This window comes from Streptomyces sp. NPDC002742, assembly GCF_042888885.1.
In the GTDB taxonomy this organism is placed as follows: domain Bacteria; phylum Actinomycetota; class Actinomycetes; order Streptomycetales; family Streptomycetaceae; genus Streptomyces.
In genome coordinates this window covers 116,452-134,701 of the sequence record NZ_JBIAQF010000021.1, presented here as the reverse complement: position 1 = coordinate 134,701, position 18,250 = coordinate 116,452, and the positions used below count along the sequence as shown (strand labels likewise).

15 protein-coding genes and 1 pseudogene are annotated in these 18,250 nt (G+C 71.6%); 10 read left to right on the top strand and 6 right to left on the bottom strand.

Features of this window, described 5'->3' with window-relative positions; all coding sequences use genetic code 11:
* The first annotated feature begins 7 nt into the window (after window positions 1–7).
* The 4 genes from ACFYW8_RS31830 to ACFYW8_RS31815 all read left to right on the top strand — a co-directional run bounded on the left by ACFYW8_RS31830 (window position 8) and on the right by ACFYW8_RS31815 (window position 4,249).
* Complete coding sequence (locus ACFYW8_RS31830; RefSeq protein ID WP_389084974.1) at window positions 8–1,201, top strand: lipid-transfer protein; 1,194 nt, start codon at window positions 8–10, stop codon at window positions 1,199–1,201.
* Window positions 1,202–1,394: 193 nt separating this feature from the next.
* Entirely contained in the window at window positions 1,395–2,813 is a 1,419-nt protein-coding gene (locus tag ACFYW8_RS31825) for an MFS transporter (RefSeq protein ID WP_389084969.1), read from the top strand.
* Window positions 2,814–2,864: 51 nt separating this feature from the next.
* Window positions 2,865–3,404 carry a SigE family RNA polymerase sigma factor gene (locus ACFYW8_RS31820; protein ID WP_389084964.1) on the top strand — a complete coding sequence of 180 codons (540 nt, stop codon included), beginning with the start codon at window positions 2,865–2,867 and terminating at the stop codon, window positions 3,402–3,404.
* A complete protein-coding gene (locus ACFYW8_RS31815) occupies window positions 3,404–4,249 on the top strand; it encodes a hypothetical protein (RefSeq protein ID WP_389084959.1) in 846 nt (281 codons plus the stop codon). Before ACFYW8_RS31820 ends, ACFYW8_RS31815 begins: the two co-directional genes overlap by 1 nt.
* Window positions 4,250–4,354: 105 nt before the next feature.
* Here ACFYW8_RS31815 and ACFYW8_RS31810 read toward each other — a convergent pair whose 3' ends face one another.
* Complete coding sequence (locus ACFYW8_RS31810) at window positions 4,355–4,987, bottom strand: response regulator (protein ID WP_389085124.1); 633 nt, start codon at window positions 4,985–4,987, stop codon at window positions 4,355–4,357.
* 377 nt (window positions 4,988–5,364) lie between these two features.
* Here ACFYW8_RS31810 and ACFYW8_RS31805 point away from each other — a divergent pair, with 377 nt between their 5' ends.
* Window positions 5,365–6,858, top strand: a complete 1,494-nt coding sequence (locus ACFYW8_RS31805) for an alpha-L-arabinofuranosidase B (RefSeq protein WP_389085118.1) — start codon at window positions 5,365–5,367, stop codon at window positions 6,856–6,858.
* Window positions 6,859–6,956: 98 nt separating this feature from the next.
* Here ACFYW8_RS31805 and ACFYW8_RS31800 read toward each other — a convergent pair whose 3' ends face one another.
* Genes ACFYW8_RS31800 through ACFYW8_RS31790 form a run of 3 tightly spaced genes read right to left on the bottom strand, consistent with a single transcriptional unit; the run spans window position 6,957 to window position 9,834 of the window.
* Window positions 6,957–8,207: a sensor histidine kinase gene (locus ACFYW8_RS31800; RefSeq protein ID WP_389084955.1), complete on the bottom strand. Its 1,251-nt coding sequence runs from the start codon at window positions 8,205–8,207 to the stop codon at window positions 6,957–6,959.
* A 14-nt stretch (window positions 8,208–8,221) separates the two neighbouring features.
* Window positions 8,222–8,941, bottom strand: a complete 720-nt coding sequence (locus ACFYW8_RS31795) for an ABC transporter permease (RefSeq protein WP_365873075.1) — start codon at window positions 8,939–8,941, stop codon at window positions 8,222–8,224.
* Window positions 8,941–9,834, bottom strand: coding sequence for an ATP-binding cassette domain-containing protein (locus tag ACFYW8_RS31790; protein ID WP_389084949.1), 894 nt, complete (start codon window positions 9,832–9,834; stop codon window positions 8,941–8,943). Before ACFYW8_RS31790 ends, ACFYW8_RS31795 begins: the two co-directional genes overlap by 1 nt.
* A 410-nt stretch (window positions 9,835–10,244) precedes the next feature.
* On the opposite strand from ACFYW8_RS31790, the gene ACFYW8_RS31785 reads away from it, so the two are divergent.
* From ACFYW8_RS31785 to ACFYW8_RS31775, 3 genes are all read left to right on the top strand, one after another.
* Window positions 10,245–11,102 carry a MaoC/PaaZ C-terminal domain-containing protein gene (locus ACFYW8_RS31785; RefSeq protein WP_389084944.1) on the top strand — a complete coding sequence of 286 codons (858 nt, stop codon included), beginning with the start codon at window positions 10,245–10,247 and terminating at the stop codon, window positions 11,100–11,102.
* Window positions 11,103–11,136: 34 nt separating this feature from the next.
* A complete protein-coding gene (locus ACFYW8_RS31780) occupies window positions 11,137–12,213 on the top strand; it encodes a Zn-dependent alcohol dehydrogenase (protein ID WP_389084937.1) in 1,077 nt (358 codons plus the stop codon).
* A 103-nt stretch (window positions 12,214–12,316) separates the two neighbouring features.
* Window positions 12,317–13,273 carry a 3-oxoacyl-ACP reductase gene (locus tag ACFYW8_RS31775; RefSeq protein ID WP_389084932.1) on the top strand — a complete coding sequence of 319 codons (957 nt, stop codon included), beginning with the start codon at window positions 12,317–12,319 and terminating at the stop codon, window positions 13,271–13,273.
* 262 nt (window positions 13,274–13,535) lie between these two features.
* Here ACFYW8_RS31775 and ACFYW8_RS31770 read toward each other — a convergent pair whose 3' ends face one another.
* Window positions 13,536–13,706, bottom strand: a complete 171-nt coding sequence (locus ACFYW8_RS31770) for a hypothetical protein (RefSeq protein WP_389084928.1) — start codon at window positions 13,704–13,706, stop codon at window positions 13,536–13,538.
* Window positions 13,707–15,263: 1,557 nt separating this feature from the next.
* A pseudogene (locus ACFYW8_RS31765) lies at window positions 15,264–16,376 on the bottom strand (hypothetical protein); the annotation flags it as partial.
* Between the two features lie 270 nt (window positions 16,377–16,646).
* On the opposite strand from ACFYW8_RS31765, the gene ACFYW8_RS31760 reads away from it, so the two are divergent.
* Both ACFYW8_RS31760 and ACFYW8_RS31755 read left to right on the top strand, forming a co-directional pair.
* Window positions 16,647–17,507 (top strand): Nif3-like dinuclear metal center hexameric protein, encoded by an 861-nt coding sequence (locus ACFYW8_RS31760; protein WP_389084923.1) that lies wholly within the window; start codon window positions 16,647–16,649, stop codon window positions 17,505–17,507.
* Window positions 17,504–18,247: a zinc ribbon domain-containing protein gene (locus ACFYW8_RS31755; protein ID WP_389085113.1), complete on the top strand. Its 744-nt coding sequence runs from the start codon at window positions 17,504–17,506 to the stop codon at window positions 18,245–18,247. The genes ACFYW8_RS31760 and ACFYW8_RS31755 overlap by 4 nt, the downstream gene beginning before the upstream one ends.
* Window positions 18,248–18,250: the final 3 nt, after the last annotated feature.

Here is an 18,250-nt window from a genome sequence, read left to right as displayed (position 1 = left end):
CGCCACCATGAAGACCTACGTCGTCGGTGTCGGTATGACCAGGTTCGAGAAGCCCGAGACCCGGGAGTGGCAGTACTGGGACATGGTCCGGGAGGCCGGTTCCAACGCTCTCGCCGACGCGGGGATCTCGTACGCCGACGTGGAACAGGTGCCCGTCGGCTACTGCTTCCAGGCTTCCACCGCCGGCCAGCGCGCCGCCTACGAACTCGGCCTGACCGGCGTCCCCGTCTACAACGTGAACAACAACTGCGCCACCGGGGCCAGCGCGTTGATGCTGGCCCGGCAGTTCGTGACGGGCGGGATCTCCGACTGCGTGCTCGCGCTCGGCTTCGAGAAGATGAAGCGCGGGGCGCTCGGATCGGGCGCCGACGGCGGGGACTTCTCGACGTCACCCGTCGCCCGCCACTACGGAATCATGGCCGCCCGGCACGGCTTCGAGATGTCCCCGCCCACCGCGCAGATCTTCGGGGACGCGGCCCGCGAGCACATGGAGCGGTACGGCACGACGGAGGCCCAGCTCGCCGCCGTCGGCGCCAAGAACCACCGCCACTCGGCGCACAACCCGTACGCCCAGTTCCAGGACGTGTACTCCGTCGACGAGATCCTCGCGGCCAAGACCGTGCACCGGCCGCTGACCAGGCTCCAGTGCTCGCCCACCTCGGACGGAGCGGCCGCGGCCGTCGTCGTGTCCGAACGGTTCGCCGAGCGCCACGCGTTGGAGGACAGGGCCGTCGAGATCGTCGCCCAGTCGATGACCACCGACACCGAGGAGTCCTTCGCCTCCGGCTCCTGCATCGACGTCGTCGGGGCGCCGATGTCGCGGGAGGCCGCGCGCCAGGTGTACGAACGCTCCGGACTCGGCATCGAGGACGTGGACGTCGTGGAACTCCACGACTGCTTCTCCGTCAACGAACTGCTGACCTACGAGGCGCTCGGCATGTGCGGGGAAGGGGAGTCGGGCGGACTCGTCGAGTCGGGGGCCACGACGTACGGCGGACGCTGGGTGGTGAACCCCTCGGGCGGCCTGATCTCCAAGGGGCATCCCCTGGGTGCGACCGGAATTGCCCAAGTGGCCGAACTCGTATGGCAGTTGAGGGGAGAGGCCGAAGCGCGTCAGGTGCCGGGGGCGCGGGTCGGGCTCGCCCACAACATCGGGCTGGGCGGCGCGGCGGTGGTCACGCTGTTGCGCGCGGGGACCTGAACGGACACCGGGACTCGGCCTGCCCACCTGCCCGCCTGCTCGCCTGCCCGGCGCCGAGCCGCGCGGGCCGCCGACGGCGGCGGACGGTCCAGGTTCCAGCTCGCCGGCGTGTGGTCCCAGGTCTCGTGACGCACGCTCGGCTGCGCCGAAATCCTGATGCAAGGAGCGTAAGCCGGTTGAGAGCATGACACCCATGCTCCGAGCCGCCGAAGACACCCGGTTATCCGTCCGTATCGCGCCGCCCACCTGGGTGGTGATCGCCCTCGCGTGTGCCGGACAGTTCCTGGTCGTCCTGGACGTGTCCGTCGTCAACGTGGCCCTGCCCTCCATGCGGACCGACCTCGGGCTGAGCGCCCCCGGACTCCAGTGGGTGGTGAACGCCTACTCCATCGCCTTCGCCGGATTCATGCTCCTCGGCGGGCGGGCCGGTGACCTCTACGGGCGCAAGCGGATGTTCCTGGTGGGCCTCGCGCTCTTCACGCTCGCCTCCGCCGCCGGCGGCCTCGCCCAGGAGGGCACCCAACTGCTGCTCGCCCGCGCCGCGCAGGGCCTGGGGGCCGCAGTGCTCGCACCCTCGACCCTGACCATCCTGACGTCGGCCGTCCCCGAGGGCCCCGCACGCGCGCGGGCCATCGCGACCTGGACGGCCGTCGGCGCCGGTGGCGGCGCGGCGGGCGGACTCGTCGGCGGACTGCTGGTCGACGGGCTGTCGTGGAGATGGGTGCTCCTCATCAACGTGCCCGTCGGCGCGATCGTGCTGGCCGGCGCGGCGCACCGGCTGATGGAGAGCCGGGCCGGGGACGGGCGACGGCTCGACCTGCCGGGCGCGCTCCTGGTGACCGCGGGACTGGCGACCCTGGCGTACGGGATCGTGCGGACGGAGGCCGAGGGCTGGACCGCGGCGGCGGCACTCGTACCGCTGTGCGCGGGAGCGGCTCTCATCGGGGTCTTCCTGGCCGTCGAGGCCCGGACCGAGGCGCCGTTGATGCCGCTGAAACTGCTGCGGCTGCGGTCGGTGTCCTCGGCGAACGCGGCAATGTTCGTCTCCGGCTCCGCGATGTTCTGCATGTGGTTCTTCATGACGCTGTACGCGCAGAACGTGCTCGGCTACTCGCCGCTGCGCGCGGGCCTCGCGCTGGTGCCGAGCTCGCTCGCGGTGGTGATCGGCTCGAAGTCGGCGCCGCGCCTCATGCCGGTCGTCGGGGCGCGCAACGTGGCGGTCCTCGGCACGCTCCTGGCCGCGGCCGGCTTCGGCTGGCAGTCGACCATGACGGCGGACGGCCCGTACCTCACGGCCATCATGCTCCCCGGCATCCTGATGATGGCGGGGGCCGGTCTGGCCGCGACACCGCTGGCCGCGATCGCGACCTCGGGTGCGGTGCCGGAGGACGCGGGGGTGGTCTCGGGCCTGGTCAACACCTCACGGGTGATGGGCGGTTCGCTGGGACTCGCGATCATGTTCACGATCGCGTCGGCCCGTACCGGGGGAAGTGCCGCCGGGGACGCGCTGACCGCCGGGTACGCGCTGGCGTTCCGTGTCAGCGGGGTGCTGCTGCTGGCCGGGGCCGTGCTGATGCTCGTCTGGCTGCCGCGGAGAATCTCGCGGCGGTGAGGCAACGAAATCCGATGCTCGCGGACTCCTTCAGACATCTAGGAGGTGCTCATGGGGGATCGGAAGCAGGCTCGGGACGAGGAGTTCCAGAGATTCGTGGTGGGTCGCTGGCCGCGGCTGATGCGTACGGCGTTTCTCCTGACGGGGGAGCAGCACGCCGCCGAGGACCTGGTCCAGACGACGCTGGAGCAGGTGTACGTGGCTTGGCACAGGGTCGGCTCGGCCGACGAACCGGACGCGTACGTACGGCGCGTGATGATCAACGCACACGCTCGCAGACACCGCAGAAGACTCAAGGAGTTCCTCGCGCCGAAGGACGACTCGGGGCTGACGCGCGAGGTCCTCGACAGCGGTGACCCGATCGCCCGCGCCGACGACCGAGGCGCCCTGGTCACCGCGCTCGCCCAACTGCCCCCGCGCCAGCGGCAGGCGGTGGTCCTTCGCTACTGGGAGGACCTGAGCGAGAGCCAGGCGGCCGAGGCGATGGGCTGCTCGGTGGGCGCGGTGAAGAGCAACACGGCCAAGGGGATCGCGAAACTCCGCCTCGTACCGGGCCTGGCGGAGACGGCGACGCAGGGAGGACGGAAGTGATGAGCGCGAACCGGGAGACGAATCACGACATGGCGACGGACACGGACATCGCCTTCCTGCTGGCCGAGGCGGCCGACGAGGTCGAGATCGGTACAGCCCCCTACCAGGCGGTGCTGCGCGGCGGCCGACGCCGCAAGGCGCGCCGCTGGGCGATGGCGGCAACGGCGGCCCTCGTCATCGCGGGTTCCACGGGGACGCTGGCGCTGGCGGGGGGGACGGGCGACGACGGCCAGCGGGTCGCGCCGTCCGTCACCGGGCCGTCGACGCCGGAGCGGCGGCATGTGTACGAGCCGCAGGTGACCACGTTGGCCAGGGCTCGGGACAACGGCAGGGAGTGGAGCGTCGAGATCGCCGTCTGGGGAGCGCCGAGGAACGTGGCGGAGGCGCAGCACCAGCGGCGGGCCAGGATGAACGAGTTCGACCTCACGCCGACGGGCACCGAGGCAGACTCGGACCTCATCGGCGAACGCTGGGTCTTCATCCGCCTGCTCGTCGAGGGCAGGAGTCCGACGACGGTGATGAACGGGCCGGTCGAGAAGAGCGACGGGGACGGGAGCACGGACATCAAGGCCGTTTCGAGGCCGCTGGAGACCGGTCGCTCCGGTGCGGCGGGGGCAGCCGAGCGGCTGGTGATCGGCAAGGTCGATCCGACCACCCGGGAGATCACCTGCACCTGGGACGACGGCACGTCGACGAGGGTGCCGATGGCTCCCGAGGAGACCGATCCCTCCTTTGACGTCAAGCCGATGATCCGCCGGGTCGCGGGTTCCCCGGACGGCTGGTTCGTGTGCCTCGCCCCGGAGGGCAGGAGCTACAGGTCGGTGGTGGTGAGCGCACTGACCTGAGGGGCGAGGTGACCGGAGGCGCGCAGGTTCCGCCAGGCACGAACGGGGCGGGAGGGACGTGCGCCGGCGGCGGCCGCCGACCGGGGGATCACCGGTCGGGGCCCGCTACAGCCACCCCTGCTGGCGGGCCTCCCGCATCGCCTCCATGCGGTTGCGGGTGGCCGTCTTGCCGATGGCGGAGGAGAGGTAGTTGCGGACGGTCGATTCGGAGAGGTGCAGTTTGCCGGCGATGTCGGCGACGGTGGCGCCGTCCACCGAGGCCTTCAGCACGTCGCACTCGCGGGCGGTGAGCGGATTGGGCCCGGCGCTCAGCGCGGCGGCGGCGAGCGCCGGATCGATGACCGTCTCCCCGGTCAGCACCCGCCGGATCGCCTCGGCCAGTTCCTCCACGGGCCCGTCCTTGACCAGGAACCCGGCGGCCCCCGCCTCCATGGCCCGCCGCAGATATCCGGGGCGGCCGAAGGTGGTGAGGATCAGCACGCGGCAGTCGGGCGCCTGCTCGCGCAGTTCGGCGGCGGCGTCCAGCCCGCTCATCCCCGGCAACTCGATGTCCAGCAGGGCCACATCGGGCCGGCTGATCAACGCCGTGTCCACGATCTCGTCGCCCGCGGCCACCTGCGCGACCACCTCGATGTCCGGCTCCATCCCGAGCAGCAGGGCGAGCGCCCCGCGCATCATTCCCTGGTCCTCGGCGAGCAGGACGCGGATGGACTTGGCGGGCCGGTGGTCCTGGGGCATCTCGTTCACGGGGCAAGCGTAAGGCGGACGGGTTCCCCGCCGGTCGTGATGTGCGCGTCGGGAGCCCGCCGGGGCCGCGTCGGGGGCCATTGAAAAAATCGTCCTCGTTCGAGTCCGCGAGTCTTGACGGCCTCGGGCTGCGGGCAAATAATCGCCTCGGAATTCAGGGGTCCCCTTTGTAATTCCTGAGCCGGGTCGATTTTCACAAACGTTCGGCATTTCGACCGGGAATTGGTTCGGTATTTCGATCGAACGTTGTCCGGTATCTCGACCAGGCACCCGCACTGTCCTACCAGGAACGGAAGAGGTGCACCGTGTTGACATCCTCAGCGCCCTCGCGGCGTCTCAGAAGCGCGGCCCTGGCCGTGCTGTCGGTGATGGTCGCCGTCGTCGCGCTCGCGGTGGGCTCGCCGCAGGCCACCGCCGCGGGTTCGCTCCCCTGCGACGTCTACGCCACCGCGGGCACCCCGTGCGTCGCCGCGCACAGTCTCGTCCGAGCGCTGTACACGTCGTACAGCGGCTCGCTCTACCAGGTGCAGCGCGCCTCCGACGGCGCCACCGCGAACATCGGTCTCCTGACCGCGGGCGGGTACGCGAACGCGGCGGCGCAGGACTCCTTCTGTACCGGCACCACCTGCATCATCACGAAGATCTACGACCAGTCCGCGCGCCACAACGACCTCACCGTCGAGGGTGCGGGCGGGGCGGGCGCCGCCGATGTCGGGGCGCCCGCGGACGCGCTGCCGGTGACGGCGGGCGGCCATCAGGTCTACGGCCTGGAGATCTCGGCGGGCATGGGCTACCGGGACAACTCCACCTCGGGCGTGGCCACCAACGGGGCGGCCGAGGGGATGTACATGGTGACCTCCGGAACCCACGTCAACGGCAGCTGCTGCTTCGACTACGGCAACGCCGAGACCAACAACCTGGACACCGGCAACGGCCACATGGACGCGATCAACTTCGGCACCGAGTGCTGGTTCTCGCCCTGCTACGGCCAGGGCCCCTGGGTGCAGGCCGACCTGGAGAACGGCCTGTTCCAATCGGACTCCGGATACAGCAAGAATACGTCGAACACCGGCACGGGTGCGATGCCGTTCGTGACCGCTCTGCTGAAAAACAACGGTCAGGACCATTTCGCGCTGAAATACGGCAACGCCCAATCGGGCAGTCTCACGACCACCTATTCCGGGGGTGAGCCGACCACCAGTGGCTACTCGCCCATGCACCAGGAGGGCGCGATCGTCCTGGGTACCGGCGGAGACAACAGCAACGGCTCCATAGGGTCCTTCTTCGAGGGCGTCATGACCGCCGGCATCCCGACGGACGCCGCCGACAACCTGGTGCAGTCGAACATCGTCTCCGTCGGCTACGGCGGCTCGACCGGGACCACCGGCTCACTGACGGCCGGGTCGGAGATCTCGCTGCGCGCGACCACCTCGTGCTGCACGACCGACTACATCCGCCACCAGGCCAACGCGGCGGTCGTCTCGGCGATCACGTCGAGCAGTTCGGCGCTCGACAAGAGCGACGCGACCTGGATCGTCCGCAGGGGGCTCGCCGACAGTTCCTGCTACTCCTTCGAGTCACGGAACTATCCGGGTGACTTCCTGCGGCACTACAACTACCAGCTCCTCCGGCAACCCATGGTCGGCACGGCGCAGTTCAGGAAGGACGCCACGTTCTGCGCCGGGACCGGGAAGAGCGGAACGGGGACCTCGTTCGCGTCGTACAACTACCCGACGAGATACATCCGGCACTACGACTACAACGTCTACATAGCGAGTAACGGCGGCTCGAACGCCTTCGACAGCGCCACCTCGTGGACGGACGACGTGAGCTGGGCGGTAACGGCTCCCTGGGCGCCGTAGCCCCGACCGGGCGACCACCGAACGCCTCACCGACTCCCTGCTCGGATACGACGGAACCCAAGGGCTGTTTCGCCCTTAGGTTCCGCGGTGGCCGCCGTTCAGATCGACGCCTCCGTCAAGTCGGCTGCCTCCACCGGCAGTTCGGCCCGAACCTCGAAGCCGCCGCGTGGGGTCCGCCCCGCGCTCAGGGAGCCGCCGGCCGTGGCGAGGCGTTCGGTGAGCCCCTTGAGGCCGGTGCCGCCGATCACCGGCTCGGGGTCGGCCGGGGAGGCGGCGGCGCCGTTGTCCGAGACGGTCAGACGGACCAGGTCCGGGGTGCCGTCGACGGTGATCTCGCAGCGGGTCGCGTCACTGTGGCGTACGACGTTGGTGACAGCCTCGCGGAGCACCCAGCCGAGCAGGGCCTCGGTCTGCGGGCCCAGCGGCGGCCCCGACTGCCGGACGACCGGCTCCACCCGCGCCGCGGACAGCGCCGAGCGGGCGCGGTCCAGCTCCGTGGCGAGGCTGCCCTCGCGATACCCGGTGACCGCCTCGCGGATCTCCGTCAGGGCCTGCCTGCCGACCGACTCGATGTCCGTGACCTGGACGAGCGCCGCGTCCATGTCGCGCGGGGCCAGCCTGCGGGCCGCCTCCGACTTCACCACGATGACCGAGAGCGTGTGCCCGAGCAGGTCGTGCAGGTCACGGGAGAAGCGCATCCGCTCCTTCTCGACCGCCCGGCGCGCCAACTCCTCGCGGGCCTCGCGCAGTTCACGTACCGCCTCGGAGAGGGAGAGGATCGCGGCCGTCACCATCGTGGACAGGAAGGTGCCGTAGGCGATGTTCAACGCGTCCCAGCCCGCCCGGACGGCGGAGACCGCCGCGGCGAGTGCCGTCAGGCCGAGGCCGATCTGCCCGAGCCAGGGGCCGCGCGTCACCGCCCCGGTGGCCAGCCCGAGCAGCGGGAAGAAGTACAGCCAGCTTCCGCCGTACCCGACGGCCAGCGCGCAGGTGATCACGCCCATCAGGACGAGTGCCACCCGGGTCGAGCGTGCCTCCCGCTTCGTCCTCACGAACGCGCGGAACGTGACGTAGATGTACAGGGAGTTGAAGACGAACAGGCCGAGGCCACCGATCCAGGGCTGCGGTGTCCTGCCCTGGAGGAGGTTGGAGAAGGAGCCCATCCCCAGCAGCAGCCACGGCAGCAGCGCGAAGCCCGTCGGCGGCGGTCCCGGGTTCTCCGGCATCTCGCCGCCGTTCTTGCGCGCGGCCCGCTGCTCGGCCTTGAACCGCTGCATGTCGGCCTTCCAGCGGATCCGCTCGGCCCGCCACCCGCGGACCTGGCAGCCGATGCTTCTCATCAAGGGCATGTCCAGCTCCCCGTTCAGACGGTTCGGGCGGATCGACGGTACGAGACCACAGCGTACGAACCGAACACCACTAGCCAGGCGGTCAGCACCGCCACCGCTCCCATGTCCGGCGCCCTGCCCTCGGTGACCGACACACCGAGCTGCGCGAAGCGGTTCGTGGGCGTGTACGCGGATACCGAGCGCAGCCAGCCGGGGAAGAGGGCGAGCGGGAACCACAGGCCGCCGACCACGGCGAGCCCCAGATTGCACACCATGTTCGCGACGCCCGTGGTCTGCGCGGTCATCCGGTAGCCGTTGCCGAGACCCAGCAGGGTGAAGGGGACCGAGCCCAGCCACAGCAGCACGGCCGTCGCGGCCCACTGCCAGGCCTCCAGCCGTACGCCGTTGACCAGGCCGCCGGCCGCCAGCACCGTGACGATCGCGGGCAGCACGGTCACCGAACCGGTCAGCGCCCGCCCGAGCACCACCTCGCGCGGAGTCATCGGTGTCACCCGCAGTTGCCGCAGCCAGCCGGTCACCTTGTCCTCGGCGACCCCGCCGCCGGTGTTCAGCGCCGACCCCACCGCGCCGTACGCGGCCATGCCGACCATCGACGCCGTCCTCCACTGCCCGTCGTCGCCACCGCCGAGGTTGGTGAACAGCAGATACATCATCACCGGCATCGCGACACCGCCGATCACGAAGCCGGTGTCGCGCAGCGTCCGGCGCACTTCGAGCCGCAGATAGTCGAACATCACACCTTCTCCTGAGCGCGCGAGCTGCGTGCGGTGAGCGCCATGAACGCGTCTTCCAAGGACGCGGGGACGACCTCCAGGCCGCGTATCGCATCCCGTTCGGCCAGCGCGACCACCGTCGCGTCCGAGTCGTCCGTACGCAGCCGGGCGCGCTCCCCGCGCACCTCCACCGCCACCACACCGGGCAGCAGCGCCAGGCCCTCCGCCCCGCGCCCCGCCAGGTCGAAGGAGACCAGATTGCCGCCCGCCGACCGCTTGAGCTCCTCGCCCGTCCCGTTCGCGACGATCCGCCCCCGGTCGATGACGACGATCCGGTCGGCGTGCGCGTCGGCCTCCTCCAGATAGTGCGTGGAGAAGAGCACGGTGTGGCCGCGCCGGGCGTAGGCCCGCATCGACTCCCAGAACGCGTGCCGTGCCTCCACGTCGAGCGCGGCGGTCGGCTCGTCGAGGACGATCAGCGCGGGGTTCCCGGCGAGGGCCACGGCGAACCGCACCCGCTGCGCCTGTCCGCCGGACAGCCGGTCCACGCGCCGCCCGGCCAGCTCCGGGATGCCCGCGAGCCGCAGCGCCTCGGCCACCGGCAGCGGGGCGGGATAGCGTCCCGCCACGAAGGAGACCAGTTCCTGGACGGTGACCCGCGGCACCGGCCGGGTGTCCTGGAGCATCGCGCCGACCCGTCCGGCGCGCACCGATTCCTCCGGACGGCCGCCGAAGAGCGCGACCGAGCCCTCGTCCGGCTCGTCCAGACCGAGCAGCAGCGAGATCGCCGTCGACTTGCCGGCGCCGTTGCGGCCCAGCAGCGCCACCGTCTCGCCGCAGGCGACGTCGAGGTCGAGACCGGCCGCGGCGCGCACGTCGTCGCCGAAGGTCTTGACCACGCCTCTGAAGGACACGGCCGGGGGCGTCCCCGTAGTCCGTGTCCCCGCCGACGTTTCCGCCGTCGTCCCCGCGGTGTCCCCCGTGGCCGTCCCCGTCGTCCCCGTCGTCCGTGTCATGGAATCGACGCTAGACGTCCGGGGCCGTGCCCCGGCAGAGGCACTTGTCGGCGATCCGCCGGGACAAATGTCACGGCCGCCCACCGCCGCACGTTCGCGGCACGTTCCCGCGAAGGAGCGCCGTGACGGCTTGATCTGACATGGCGTCAGTAGTCTTCACAAGTAATGGGCGCTGGGCTATACAAGGGGTCGCCGGACTGGAACGCGTTCTAGAACGAGCGGGTTCCACGGCCCAGTGTCGACCTCGGTGCGGCCGACGGTGCGGACGGCCGCACCGAGGTCTTTCGCGCAGTCGAGTCAGGAGCCACATGCCCATTGACGCCGCCAAGGCCGTCGCAGCGGAACCGCGGACCGGAGAGATCTCCTGGACCTCCAAGGACGTCCAGCTCTACCACCTGGGCCTGGGCGCGGGCGTGCCAGCGACCGACCCCGACGAGCTGCGCTACACCCTCGAATCCAGGCTGCACGTCCTGCCGAGCTTCGCCACCGTCGCGGGCGCCGGTTCGCCGGGCGTGATCAGCGGCCTCTCCATGCCCGGCGTCGACGTGGACCTCGCCCGCGTCCTGCACGGCGGCCAGACCGTCCGGCTGCACCGCCCGATCCCCACCGAGGGCACCGCGACCGCCACCGGGCGCATCGCCGCGGTCTACGACAAGGGCAAGGCCGCCGTCCTCGTCATGCGCACCGAAGTGGCGGACGCCGAGGGCCCGTTGTGGACGAACGACGCCCAGATCTTCGTACGGGGCGAAGGCGGCTGGGGCGGCGACCGCGGCCCCGGCACCCGCCTCGAAGCGCCGACGGGACCACCGGACAGAACCGTGGAACGCCCGATCCGCGAGGACCAGGCCCTGCTCTACCGCCTGTCCGGGGACCGGAACCCGCTGCACGCCGACCCCGAGTTCGCCAAGCTCGCCGGATTCGACCGGCCCATCCTGCACGGACTGTGCACGTACGGCATGACGCTCAAGGCCGTCGTCGACACCCTGCTCGGCGGCGATGTGACCCGCGTCCGCTCGTACACCACCCGCTTCGCCGGAGTCGTCTACCCCGGCGAGACCCTGCGCATCCGGATGTGGCTGCGGGACGGCGGGGTCCAGGTGGCGGTGAGCGCGGTCGAACGGGACGACGCGCCGGTCCTCGCCGACACCGTCGTCGATCACGTCTGACACTCGCACGAACCGTCCTGAGGGGAGCCGCACCATGCGCGCAGCCGTACAGCACGAGATAGGCCAGGACAAACTCGAAGTCCTCGACGACGTCGAGGCGGTGGGCTTCGGACCAGGCAAGGTGCGCATCCGGGTGCGGGCCACCGGGCTGTGCCATTCGGACCTGTCCGCGATGAACGGCGTCCTGCCGCAGCCCGCGCCGTTCGTACCCGGACACGAGGGCGCCGGCGAGATCACCGAGGTCGGCGAGGGCGTCACCCATGTGAAGCCCGGTGACCGGGTCGTCATCTGCTGGCTCCCGGCCTGCGGCGCCTGTCCCGCCTGCAAGCGTGGCCAGACCGAACTGTGCCTGGCCGGATTCATGAACGCGGGCACCCCCAACTTCAGGCGTCCCGGCGGTGACGTCTTCGGCTTCGCCGGCACCGGCACCTTCGCCGAGGAGGTGGTCGTGGCCGCGGGCTGCGCGGTCCCCATTCCCGACGACGTGCCCTTCGACATCGCCGCGCTGATCGGATGCGGCGTCACCACCGGACTCGGCGCCGCCCTCAACACCGCCGACGTGGAAGCCGGTTCATCGGTCGCGGTCATCGGCTGCGGAGGCGTCGGCATCTCCGCGATCCAGGGTGCCCGGCTCAAGGGGGCCGCCGAGATCGTCGCCGTCGACCCGGTCGCCTCGCGCCGGGAGGCGGCGCTCGGCTTCGGCGCCACCAGGGCCGTCTCGCCCGACGGACTCGCCGACGCCAAGCAGTCGGTGACCGGGGGAGAGGGCTTCGACTACGTCTTCGAGGTCGTCGGCAGGTCCGCGACCGCACGCACCGCCTACGACCACACCCGACGCGGCGGCACCCTCGTCGTCGTCGGAGCCGGTGCCATGGACGACTTCCTCCAGCTCAACATGTTCGAGCTGTTCTTCGACGAGAAGCGCATCCTGCCCTCCATGTACGGCGGCGGGGACGTCCTTCGCTCCTACGAGCGCACGATCGCCCTGTGGCGCGCCGGCCGCATCGACCTCGCGGGCCTGATCACCCACCGGGTGCCGCTCGCCGAGATCAACGAGGCGCTGGACCAGATGCGTTCGGGCACCGCGCTGCGGACGTGCATCGAGATCTGACCCGCGCGACCGCCCAGGATTCCCGCTGCCGCCGGGGGTTCCTGTCCCCGCCGACCGCCACGACCAGGGCTGAGGACCTCCACGACAACCGTTAAGGACCCTGATGTCACTGCCACTTGAAGGGCTCACCGCGATCGTCACCGGCGCGGGGCGCGGGCTCGGCCGGGCCGAGGCGCTGGAACTCGGCCGGCTGGGCGCGGCCGTCGTCGTCAACGACTACGGGCAGCCCGGACGGGACGGCTCGGGCGTGGCCTCGGCCACCCCCGCCGAGGAGGTCGCCGCCGAGATCCGTACGGCGGGCGGTCGGGCGGTCGCCCACACCGGGGACGTCGCCGACCACGAACAGGCCCGCGAACTCGTCGGGTCGGCGGTCGCCGAGTTCGGGAAACTGGACGTCCTCGTCAACAACGCGGGCATCCTCCGTGACCGGATGGTCTTCTCGATGACCGAGGACGAGTGGGACTCGGTCATCCGGGTGCACCTCAAGGGCCACTTCAACACCACCCACTTCGCGTCCGCGCACTGGCGGGCCCGCTCCAAGGCCGCCGACGGGCCCGTCTACGGACGCATCGTGAACACCTCCTCGGAGGCGTTCCTCGCCGGATCCGCCGGCCAGCCCAACTACGCGGCCGCGAAAGGCGGGATCGTCGGTCTGACCACCTCGACGGCGCTGGCGCTCGCCAAGTACGGCGTCACGGCGAACGTCATCTGCCCGCGCGCCCGGACCCGTATGACGGAGGACGTCTTCGCCGGATTCGGACTGCCCGACGACGGCCTCGACCCGCTGGCACCCGAGCATGTCGCCCCGCTCGTCGGCTACTTGGCCTCACCCGCCGCCGCACACGTCAACGGCCAGCTCCTCGTCGTGCACGGTGGCATGGTCGCGGTCGTCGAACGGCCGCGGGTGGCCGCCAAGTTCGACAGCAAGCAGGACACGTTCAGCCACGACGAACTCGACGCCCTGCTCACCCCGTACTACGCGGACCGGCCGAGCGGCGAGACGTTCGCCGCGGCGGAGGTACTGGGGCTCAAGCGGGACCGGGCGGGCTCTCCCCGCTGAGCGGTCGGCCGTCGGTGGACAGGGGAGGGGCGCCGGAGCTGCGGCAGACAGTGCCGGAGGAAGAGCTCGGCGAGTGCCCGACACGGATACGGCCCCGCTCGCCAAGTGGTGCGAGCGGGGCCGTATGCCGGTTCGGCGTGCCTTGGGGTCCGTCCGGCCGTCGTGTGTGTCGGCCGTGCCGTCCTTGGGCGTCGTGCCTGTTGTTCGTATCGTTTCGTTCCTTGTCGGGCGATGTCCTGCCCGACGTGTCGTCCCGCGCCCCTCAGGCCTTCATGGCCGACTGGCCGGACGGCTTGCGGTGGCGGCCCTGGGGGGTCGCCTCGTCGTCGTGGCCGGAGATCGGACCGCGGTGTCTGCCGTGGCCTTCGGGCCGGGTCGCCGACGTCTCGTGGACGTCCGTGCCCGGTGCTTCCATGGTGCTGAAGTCGTTCATTGAAGTGTTCACCCCGTATGCAAGATCCTTCTTTACAGCCGGGGGATTCTAACGTGCGGTCATCGAGCGGGAGTCGGAGGGTGACGTTTCTTCACTCACTCCGCCCCTTTCCTCCCTGTCCGTGCGGGATGCCGCACCCGCACCCGCACTCCCGGCGGGCGGGGCGGCCTCGTCCCGTGACACCGGACCGGCCTGCCGCAGCGGACCGGTGCCGGCGCCGGCCGGACCGGCGTTGGTCGGACCCACGTTGGCCGGACCAACGCCGGCCGGACCCGCGTGGAGAGCCCGGCGGGCGGGCTGCGGGGTCCGGGGACCGGTGTCCTCCTGGAACGCCGCGGGCGCCTGCGATACGGCGGCGAGCGCCGAGGCCGGTTCGGCCTCGAACCCCGGACGGCTCACCGCGGTCCGCAGGGCCACCTGGCCCCTGAACTCCCCGAAGGCCGAAGGCGCGTTCCCGTTCCCGATCCCGTTGCCGCCCCCGAGACCCGTGTCGGCCGGGAGTGTTCGGTCCGCCCTGACGCCGAGGCTCATGCCGGGTGGGGGTGTTTCGGCGACCTTGGTCCAGAGGTTGGGCTCGGTCGTGGGTGTTCCGGCGACCTTGGCCCAGGGGTTCGGCTCGGTCGTGGGTGCTTCGACGGCTCTGGTCCAGAAGTGCTCCGCGGGAGGCAGCGGTTCGGCGGGCGCGGAGCCGGGGCGTGCGGCGGCCGGGAGCCGCCGGCCGGTCCCGTGACCGGGGCCGGCGACGGCGGGGAGGGGTTCGGTGGCCCTGTGGCCGGGGCCGGCGACGGCGGGGAGGGGTTCGGCGGTCCGGGAGCCGTGGCCCGTGACGGGCGTGAGCGGCCCGGCGGGCGCGATCCTGTCGGAGTCGGAGTCGGCACTGGCAGCAGCACCGGCGCCTGAACCGGCAACGGCTGCGGCTGCGGTTTCGGCGTCGGCAGCCGCACCGCCACCGATTCTCATGACCGGCGGAAGCGGTTCGGTCGTTTCGACGCGGACGGTCATGCCGCCCGGGAGCGTTCCGTCGGCCCTGGATCTGAGGCTCATGCCGGGTGGGGGTGTTTCGGCGACCTTGGTCCAGAGGCCGGGCTCGGTCGCGGATGTCTCGGTGCCCCTGGTCCGGAGCCTCGGCTCGGTCATGGGTGTTTCGGACACCCTGGTCCAGCGGTTCAGCTGGGGCGGGACCGGTGCGGACGTCTCGGCTGCGGCGCTCTCGGGGGCGGGTCGGGTGTCGGGGCGGAGCGGTTCGGTCTTCCCGGTGGTGAGCCGTACGGCGGGCGGGAGCGCCCCGGCCGGCCCGCCGCCGGGGTTCGCATCGGCCCGCCACGCCTCGGCGGGTACGGTCCTGGCGGTGAGGCTCGTCACCGTCGACAGCGTCTCCGGGCCCTCGGGAGCGTGGCCCGCACCGGCGTACGACGCCCCGGCGCCGTCGGCGGCGCGGATCGCTTCGCCCCTCGGGGCGCGAACGGCGTGCGTGCTCAGGGTCGGATGGACCGGAGCCGTCCGGGACGGGCCGGCTCCTGTGGCCGGGTGGGGCGAACCGGTCGGCCGGTCGGTCTTCAGGGGCGCCTGCTGGAGTGGGACCGGGCGCGGCGCGGGGCGTGCCGGGGGAGCCGGATCCCCCGTGTCCGGCTCCCCCGCCCCCTCGGGTGCCCCCAGCCGTGCGACACCGCACGGGACGACCCCCGTGGCGTACGGCAGCCGGAGCACCCCCTCCGGGGTCCACAGACCGGTGCCGGGCAACCAGCCCTCGGGCGCCGGGCGATGGTGGATCCGGCGCTCGGACGGGCGCCACAGGCCCACCCAGGTGCCGCCCGGTCCGTCGACGCGCAGGGCGACGCCGCAGGACTCCGGCATCAGCACCTGGCCGGGCTGGATCGCGAACGGGGTGATCGAACAGCCCGTCGCGGTCAGACAGTCCGGGAAGCGGACGGGCAGGGCACTGCCGAGGACGCCCCAGCCGAGCCGGTCCCGTCCGGGGGACGGCGCGTCGGAACGGATGAGCAGAAGTCCGCTGTCCGCGTCCGCGAGGAGGAGCCGGTCGTTGCTGTGCTCCGCGATCTGGAGAAGCGGCGACACCTCTCCGCCGCGCTCCAGGTCGACGACCACGGTCTTGGTGCGGCCGTTCTGGAAGCGGTCCAGCGCGAGCAGGCGTCCGGTGTGGTCCAGCCACACCCCTCCCGAGCAGTGGCCCGGCACCTCGGCCAGATGCTCGGGGCCGAACGCGCCGCCCGCCACCAGCCACACGGCCGTCGAACCCCGGCCCACCGCCAGGGCGTACGCGCGTTCCCCGTCCGGCGCGGGCGGCAGCAGCCGCAGCACGGTGCCGACGTCGGGACACTCCACCGCACCGAGCGGGAGCTCGCCGGTGCCCGGCCCGGTCGGGTAGAGGAGGGAGAAGGCGTGGCGTCCGTCGTCCGCGCGATGGATCAGCACCCTGCCGTCGGTCAGCGGCAGCACTTCGGTGCCGGGCTCCTCCGGCTGCGGGCCGGGCAACGGAACGGCGTACGGCTCGGGGCCGTCCAGCGTCCAGCGCTCCGGGTACCAGGACTCACCGTCGCGGGCGAGCCGTGCCCCGTAGGTGCCGTCGGCCGTGATCACGCAGACGGGACGGGCGGCCCACCGACTCGCGTCGTCACCGCACTCCGCGCCGTTCTCGCGCTCGCTCTGCATCACGGGTCTTGTCGCACCGGCCGTCATCGTTCGGTCACCTCCGGCGACGAAGGTAGTTTTCGCACGCACAGACGGGGAAGCGACGGGCTGCTGCTTCACACATAAGGGTGGCCATGTCGGGATTCGCCTGAGGGAACGGGGCGGATGTGCTGAACGATGGTGGGGAGAGGGGGCCGGGGCGACGGGAACCGCGTTCCGCCCGCCGCCCGAGGACCGGCCCCGTGGCCCGCGACCGGTCGGACAGGGACGTAAGGCAGGTAGCCTTTCCCCGTGCCCCGTCTGTCTGAAGTCATCGCCGCGCTCGACGCCCTCTGGCCTCCGGAGCGGGCCGAGGGGTGGGACGCGGTCGGCACCGTCTGCGGCGACCCCGACCAGGACGTCACGCGCGTTCTGTTCGCCGTCGACCCCGTCCAGGACATCGTCGACGAGGCGGTGAAGCTGGACGCCGACCTGCTCGTCACCCACCATCCGCTCTATCTGCGCGGTACGACGACCGTCGCGGCCGGCACGTTCAAGGGCCGTGTCGTGCACACGCTCATCAAGAACGACATCGCGCTGCACGTCGCCCACACCAACGCCGACCGCGCCGATCCGGGAGTCAGCGACGCCCTGGCCGGTGCGCTGGACCTGCGGGTCGTAGGACCGCTCGTGCCGGACCCCACCGACCCCGAGGGCCGCCGTGGCCTCGGGCGCGTCTGTGAACTGGACCACCCGCTGACCTTGCGCGAGCTCGCCGCGCGGGTCGCCGAGCGGCTGCCCGCCACCGCGCAGGGCATCCGCGTCGCGGGCGACCCCGAGACGCTGGTGCGGACCGTCGCGGTCAGCGGCGGCTCCGGGGACAGCCTCTTCGACGACGTGCGCGCCGCCGGCGTGGACGCCTTCCTCACCGCGGACCTGCGGCACCACCCGGTGTCGGAGGTCATGGCGGATCACACCCACAGTCCTCTCGCGCTGCTCGACGCGGCGCACTGGGCCACCGAGTGGCCCTGGTGCGAGCTGGCCGCCGCCCAGCTCGACGAGATCTCCGACCGGAAGGGATGGGGACTGCGCGTCCACGTCTCCCGGACGGTCACCGACCCCTGGACCGCCCACGCGGCCTCACACACCGACACATCAGGAGCCCCCAACTGAACGCCGCGCCCGCCGACCAGATCCGACTTCTCGACGTCCAGACCCTCGACGCCCGCCTGCAGCAGCTCGCGCACAAGCGGAGGTCGCTGCCCGAGCACGCCGAGATCGAGTCGCTGAACAAGGACCTCACCCAGCTGCGCGACCTGCTCGTCGCCGCGCAGACCGAGGAGAGCGACTGCGCCCGCGAGCAGACCAAGGCCGAGCAGGACGTCGACCAGGTGCGTCAGCGCGCCGTCCGCGACCAGCAGCGCCTCGACTCGGGTGCCGTCACCTCCCCCAAGGACCTGGAGAACCTCCAGCGAGAGATCGTCTCCCTCGCCAAGCGGCAGGGCGACCTGGAGGACGTCGTCCTCGAGGTCATGGAGCGCCGAGAGTCCGCGCAGGAGCGGGTCGCCGAGCTGACCGAGCGTGACGCCTCCGTCCAGGCGAAGATCGACGACGCGACCGGGCGCCGTGACGCCGCCTTCGAGGACTTCGACGGCGAGGCGGCCACGGTCACCAAGGAGCGCGAGGTCATCGCCGCCTCGGTGCCCGCCGATCTCCTCAAGCTGTACACCAAGCTGCGTGACCAGCAGGGTGGCGTCGGCGCCGCCCGGCTCTACCAGCGCCGCTGCGAGGGCTGCCGCCTGGAGCTCAACATCACCGAGGTGAACGACGTGAAGGCGGCCTCCCCCGACACCGTGCTGCGCTGCGAGAACTGCCACCGCATCCTCGTGCGTACGTCCGAGTCCGGCCTGTAGGGA